This window comes from uncultured Corynebacterium sp. (genome assembly GCF_902782855.1).
GTDB lineage: Bacteria > Actinomycetota > Actinomycetes > Mycobacteriales > Mycobacteriaceae > Corynebacterium.
Genome location: NZ_CACZOO010000266.1, coordinates 1 through 5,865, shown reverse-complemented (window position 1 = coordinate 5,865; position 5,865 = coordinate 1). Strand labels below are relative to the sequence as shown.

Annotated in this window: 5 protein-coding genes and 4 tRNA genes; 1 reads left to right on the top strand and 8 read right to left on the bottom strand. The window is 68.3% G+C overall.

From position 1 onward, the window contains the following. From nusG to QZV72_RS10825, 7 genes are all read right to left on the bottom strand, one after another. On the bottom strand, positions 1–819 hold an 819-nt coding region (nusG, locus tag QZV72_RS10855; protein WP_297008387.1), incomplete at its 3' end, for a transcription termination/antitermination protein NusG. A gap of 193 nt (positions 820–1,012) precedes the next feature. Next, the gene (gene secE, locus QZV72_RS10850) at positions 1,013–1,327 is read right to left on the bottom strand and encodes a preprotein translocase subunit SecE (RefSeq protein WP_297008384.1); all 315 of its coding nucleotides are present in this window, start codon (positions 1,325–1,327) and stop codon (positions 1,013–1,015) included. Positions 1,328–1,409: 82 nt separating this feature from the next. Beyond that, positions 1,410–1,482, bottom strand: a tRNA-Trp gene (locus QZV72_RS10845). A gap of 175 nt (positions 1,483–1,657) precedes the next feature. Beyond that, positions 1,658–1,734 (bottom strand) — tRNA-Met (locus QZV72_RS10840). A 29-nt stretch (positions 1,735–1,763) separates the two neighbouring features. Next, positions 1,764–1,839 (bottom strand) — tRNA-Thr (locus QZV72_RS10835). A gap of 308 nt (positions 1,840–2,147) precedes the next feature. Beyond that, positions 2,148–2,229: transfer RNA gene (locus QZV72_RS10830), tRNA-Tyr, on the bottom strand. A gap of 134 nt (positions 2,230–2,363) precedes the next feature. Continuing rightward, on the bottom strand, positions 2,364–3,380 hold the full coding sequence (locus QZV72_RS10825) for a polyprenyl synthetase family protein (protein ID WP_297008382.1): 1,017 nt from the start codon (positions 3,378–3,380) through the stop codon (positions 2,364–2,366). A 186-nt stretch (positions 3,381–3,566) separates the two neighbouring features. Between QZV72_RS10825 and QZV72_RS10820 the strand changes: the two genes are divergently transcribed. Continuing rightward, positions 3,567–4,931 carry a geranylgeranyl reductase family protein gene (locus tag QZV72_RS10820; RefSeq protein WP_297008389.1) on the top strand — a complete coding sequence of 455 codons (1,365 nt, stop codon included), beginning with the start codon at positions 3,567–3,569 and terminating at the stop codon, positions 4,929–4,931. A 13-nt stretch (positions 4,932–4,944) separates the two neighbouring features. Here QZV72_RS10820 and QZV72_RS10815 read toward each other — a convergent pair whose 3' ends face one another. Continuing rightward, positions 4,945–5,640: a demethylmenaquinone methyltransferase gene (locus tag QZV72_RS10815; RefSeq protein ID WP_297008380.1), complete on the bottom strand. Its 696-nt coding sequence runs from the start codon at positions 5,638–5,640 to the stop codon at positions 4,945–4,947. Between the last annotated feature and the right edge of the window lie 225 nt (positions 5,641–5,865).

Sequence of the window (5,865 nt, the reverse complement as noted above, 5' to 3'; positions counted from 1 at the left end):
CTGGTCAAACTCCAGCTCGACCGGGGTCTCGCGGCCGAAGATGGAGACCAGGGCCTTGAGCTTGCTGTTCGCCGCGTCGATCTCGGAGATCGTCGCGGAGACCGAGGCGAACGGGCCGGAGAGGACGGTGACGGACTCGCCGACCTCGTAGTCGACCTCGACCTGGTTGGAGGCCGGGGTGGGCGCCATGGCGACACCGGTGGCGGAAACGTCGACACCGGACGCGGAATCGGCGGCCTCGGCGTCCGCCGGGACGGTGGCGGTCTCCGGCGGAAGGAGGAACTTGGCGACCTCGCGGACCTTCACCGGGGTCGGCTCGCCGGCGTTACCGACGAAGGAGGTGACACCCGGGGTGTCACGGATGACGGACCAGGACGGGTCATCCAGCTCAACGCGGACCAGGACGTAACCCGGCAGCAGCTTCTGCTTGACGATCTTCCTCTTACCGTCCTTGACCTGGGTGACCTCCTCAATCGGAACGACGACCTCGTGGATCTGCTGGTCCACACCGAGAGTCTGGGCACGCATCTCCAGGTTGGTCTTCACCTTGTTCTCGTAGCCCGAGTAGCACTGGATGATGTACCAGTTGCCCGGCAGCTTCTTCAGCGCGCGCATGAACTCGCGCAGGCGGGTCTTGTACGCCTCGAGGGCGGCGTCCTCGGCGGAGACGGGGGCCTCCTCGACGACGTCCGTACCGGCGGCAGCCTCGGCCGCCCGGGCGTGAAGGTCGGAGACCGACTGCTGGACATCCTCCTGGGCGGCTGCTGCCAGGCCCTCGGCACTGAGCTTGTCGGCCTGCGCCTCATTCTGCTCACTCATCAGTGGATCCTTTCCAAGTCTCTGTCTGTGTCTGGTCGGTGTCTGGTCTGTGTCTGGTCGGTGTCTGGTCGGTGTCTGGTCGGTGTCTGTACCGGCGGCGGGGACATCACCTCGACCGGCGCCGGCCCCGCATGAAAAATCCGCCTCGCCGACAAGGCGGAGGCGGTCATGATGTGCAGCTATCGTAACACGGTCAGAAGCCGAAGATGAACTCCACGCCCTCATGGGTGAGGAAGTCCACCGAGGCGCAGAGGGCCACCATGATCACCAGGAAGATGATGGTGATGACCGTTGAGGAGACCATTTCCCGGCCGGTCGGCCAGATGACCTTCTTCATCTCGCGGCCGACGGAACCGGCGTAGGCGACGGGGCCACGGGCGGTGCGGCGGCCACCGTCATCGGTGACGCGGGTGGCGGCCACCTTCGCGGTGGCCCCCTTCTCGGCGCCGTCGATCTGACGCTTGCCGGACGGACGCAGCCGGTCGTTCGTGGTGTTCTCGTCGCTCACGTGTGAAGCTCCTTCAACGTAGTAGTCCCCGGCCCAGGGTAGCCGATTGTTCGATTCGGCGCCCCCGGGCCGGGGATCAGTGCAGGGGCGACAGGACTTGAACCTGCAACCTGCGGTTTTGGAGACCGCTGCTCTGCCAATTGAGCCACGCCCCTAGATGGTGCGATCCACCGCTGTTCCGGTGAGCACTCGGGAAGTGTAGCAGCTCGATCCGGGCACCCACAAATGACGCCCGCACATACCGTCCGCACACGGCACGGGAGACGGTACCCTCCCCCGGGCACGACGCAGGGCCCGGCACCTCGTCAGTGCCGGGCCCTGTCCCGTGTCTGGTAGCGATGCGGAGGATCGAACTCCGGACCTCACGATTATGAGTCGTGCGCTCTAACCATCTGAGCTACACCGCCACTGTCATCCGCTGTCATCGCGAAATGACTGGAGCCCCCTGACAGAATCGAACTGTCGACCTTTTCCTTACCATGGAAACGCTCTGCCGACTGAGCTAAGGGGGCACGCTCTGCGACAAGCGACGCGTACGCCGTTCGTCTGAAGCCTGGGATAGCATAACCAGTCGCCCCACACCGCACCAAATCAACAGGTCATGACCAGGTTCCCGACCTTCCCCGCGACCTGGTGCCGTTACCGGTGCCGTTGCCGTCGCCGTCCCCGAACGCCTCTCCCCCGGAGCCCCGGTCGACCGGGAGTCCGGGGAGCAGGGCCCCGTTAACCCCCGTTAACCCGCCCCCACGGAAACCACCGGACAGAGAAAACCGCCTCCCGGAAAATTCCGGAAGGCGGTTCATCCTGGTGTCTCAACCAGTGCCAGGTAGAGGATTCGAACCTCTGAAGGCTACGCCGGCGGATTTACAGTCCGCTTCCTTTGGCCGCTCGGACAACCTGGCAAGCACTTTCTGGTGCGCCGGATACGTTACTACGAACCCGGTGGTGCAACGCAAATCAGCAGGTCACAGGCCATCTCCGGGGGCGGTGCCGACATCGGGCGCCACCCGGTCCGGCCCGGTACGGCCACCGCCACTCAGCCGAGCCGCGCGAGCGAGAAGTTCATCAGGCGACGCAGCGCCGCGGTGACCGGGGTCTCCGGCAGCAGAGCCAGCTCCGTCTCGCCGAGGTCGCGGTACCGCTCCACGTCCGCCAGGGACCGCTCACGGCCCCCGGAGGCGCGGATCAGTGTCAGCGCCTCATCGACGAGGGCGTCGTCGGTCACCGGCCCGGTGAGGATCTCCCGGAGCCGCTCCCCACCCCGGTTCTGCTCCTGCATCGCGTAAAGCACCGGGAGGGTGAACACCCCCTCGCGAAGGTCCGTCCCCGGGGTCTTCCCGGACTCCTCCGGATCGGACCACACGTCGATGATGTCGTCGACGATCTGGAAGACCTGGCCGAGGTGGCGCCCGTAACGGAACAGGGCGTCCCGCTCCTCGACGGGGGCCCCGCCGTGCATCGACCCGAGGAACCCGGCGGAGGCGATGAGCACACCGGTCTTCTCCTGGATGACGGTCATGTAGTGCTCCACCGGGTCCACGCCCTCGGGACAACCGATGGTCTCGCGCATCTGCCCGGTGACGAGCTCGCCGAAGGTCTCCGAGAAGTGCCGGACGGTCTCCGTCCCCAGGTCGGCCATGATGGCCGAGGCCACGGCGAAGATATAGTCCCCGGCGAGGATGGCGACCGAATTGTCCCAGCGCGCGTTGGCGCTCGCCGACCCACGACGCCGGTCGGCCTCGTCCATGACATCGTCGTGGTAGAGCGTCGCCAGGTGGGTCAGTTCGACGACGACGGCGGCGTCCACCACGGTCTGCGTCGCGGAGTCCGTGGCATCCCCGTAGCGCGATGCCAGCAGGGCGAACATCGGCCGGAACCGCTTCCCGCCGGCCAGTGCCAGGTGCTGCACCTTGTCCGTGAGGAAACTCTCCCCGGTCGACAGGGACGCCTGCAGAGTCGACTCCACCCGGGTCATCCCCTCGGAGATGAAGTCGTTGAGGGCGGCGTCCCCCAGGTCCAACCCCATCTGTTCACCGGAGTTAGTGCGTGCCATGAATTCCGTAGCCTCTGTCCGTCGTCCGTCAGTCTCCGTGTCGACCGTGCGGGGTCCGGCGTCTTCCACGCAGGGTCGGGCACAGTCGAGCACTGGGAACCCACCATATCCCAGCATCCGCCGCGGTTCCTATACCGCCGCACCTCCCCCGTGCCACAATGGCCCCTTGTGAACACCTCCGAGCTGCTGTCAGAACCCCCGTCAGAGCCCTCCCCAGAGTCCTCCCCAGAGCCCCCCTCAGACTCCCCTGTCCTCGTCATCGGAGGGGGCCCCGCCGGTGCCGCGACGGCGGCCGCGGCAGCCCTGGGTGGTATGGACGTCACTGTCGTCGACATGCGGGACTTCCCCCGCGACAAGACCTGCGGGGACGGGCTCACCCCGCGGGCGGTCCACGCCCTGCACCGGTTGTGGGGCGGCGATCCGGCCGCACCCTCCCCCCGCACCGGGTCCGCCGGCGTACTGGCGGGACGGCCCGCGATCCGCGGGCTCGCCCTCCACGGCTTCGGCGGCTCGGTCCGCACCCCCTGGCCGGAGCTGCGGGCCTTCCCGCCGCGCGGCTCAGCGGTACCGCGCAGCCGGTTGGACGCCGCGCTGCTGGACTTCGCGGTCGCCGCCGGCGCCAGAGTCGTCACCGGGTGGAAGGCCGTGGACGTCACCCACCGTGGCGCCTCCACGGCCGGGACAGTCGAGTCGGTGCTGCTCCGGCGCGGACGCGAGGAACGCACGGTGCGCTGCGGCACACTCGTGCTCGCCGAAGGAGTGCGCAGCGGCATCGCCAGGAAACTCGGTGTGCAGTGGCTGCGGGGTCTGGTCCACGGTGTCGCCGCCCGGTCCTACTGCCCCACCCCGCGCGGCGACGACCCGTGGATCCACTCCCACCTGGAACTACGGGACGCCACAGGCACCGCGCAACCGGGGTACGGGTGGATATTCCCGCTGGGCGATGACAGCGTGAACCTCGGCTGCGGCGCACTGTCGACGACGAAGCGTCCGGCGAAGGTCAATGTGGGGAAACTGCTCGTCCACTACGCCGACCAGGTGCGCGACGAATGGGACCTCGGCGAACCCGCCCACATAGCCTCGGCCCTCCTGCCGATGGGTGGTGCGGTGACCCGCGTCGCCGGGGTGAACTGGGCCGCCGTCGGAGACACCGCCGCCCTGGTCAACCCGCTCAACGGCGAGGGGATCGACTACGCCCTCGAATCCGCCCAGGATCTCGTCGACCTGCTGCCGGACGCAGCCCGGTCCCCCCGCGGTCTCGCGGACATCTGGCCGGACCATCTACGGCGGCACTACGGGGACGCGTTCTCACTCGCCCGGCGCGCCGCCACCCTCCTGACGATGCCGGGACTGCTCTCGGCGATCGGCCCCCTGGGTTTCCGCGGGCCGCTGGCCCCGCGGCTGACGGGTGCCGCCACCCGGCTGATGGGCAACCTCGTCACCCCCGAGGACCGGGATCTCACCGCCCGGGCATGGCTGACCGCCGGGAAGCTCTCGGTCGGGCACGACCGGTTCTGGCACCCTGGTTCCCGCCCGCTGTTCGGCAGGTGATCCGGCGGGGAGGCTAACCCTCCGACGGCTTCGTCGCACTGTGCAGCGCGGTGATGCCGAAGGTGAGGTTCTGCCATCCGCATCCCTCCCACCCGTTGGCGTTGACGATGTCCGCCAGCGCCTCCTGGTCCGGCCAGGCACGGATCGACTCGGCGAGGTAGACGTAGGCCTCCGCGTTGGAGGAGACCGCCTTCGCCACCGCCGGGAGGGCCCGCATGAGGTACTCCTTGTAGATGAACGAGAACACCGGGACGACCGGGGTGGAGAACTCGCACACGGTGAGCTTCCCGCCCGGCTTCGTGACCCGGGCCATCTCGCGCAGGCCGGCGGCGGGGTCGGCGATGTTGCGCAGGCCGAAGCTGATGGTCACCGCGTCGAAGGTGTCGTCGGCGAAAGGAAGGTCCATACCGTCGCCGCAGACCTTCGGCACGTCCCGGTCGGATCCGGCGGCGAGCATCCCCTGGGAGAAGTCGCAGGCGACACACCAGGCGCCGGACTCGGCGAGCTCCACCGTGGAGACCGCGGTACCCGCGGCGAGGTCGAGGACCTTGTCACCGGGGCCGAGGCCGAGGCGGCGGCGCGTGCGCCTGCGCCACAACCGGTCCTGCCCGAAGGACAGGACGGTGTTGGTGAGGTCGTAGTTCTTACCGACGGCGTCGAACATGCGGGCGACGTCGTGCGGATCCTTCTCCAGGCTGGCTCGCGACATGTCAGACCACTCTAGTGGCAGTCAGTCCGCAGTCGTCCCCCGGCCGTGCCGGACCCTGTGCCGGGCTCTGTGTCACGCCCTGTCTCAGGCCCTGTGCCGGACCCTGTGTCAGGCTCTGTGCCGACCGGTGTGCCCGATCACCTCCCGGTACACGTCCACCAGCTCACCGCACAGCGTCGGCCAGGTACGGTGCAGCACACTGCGCCGCGCGGCGTCCGCCACCCT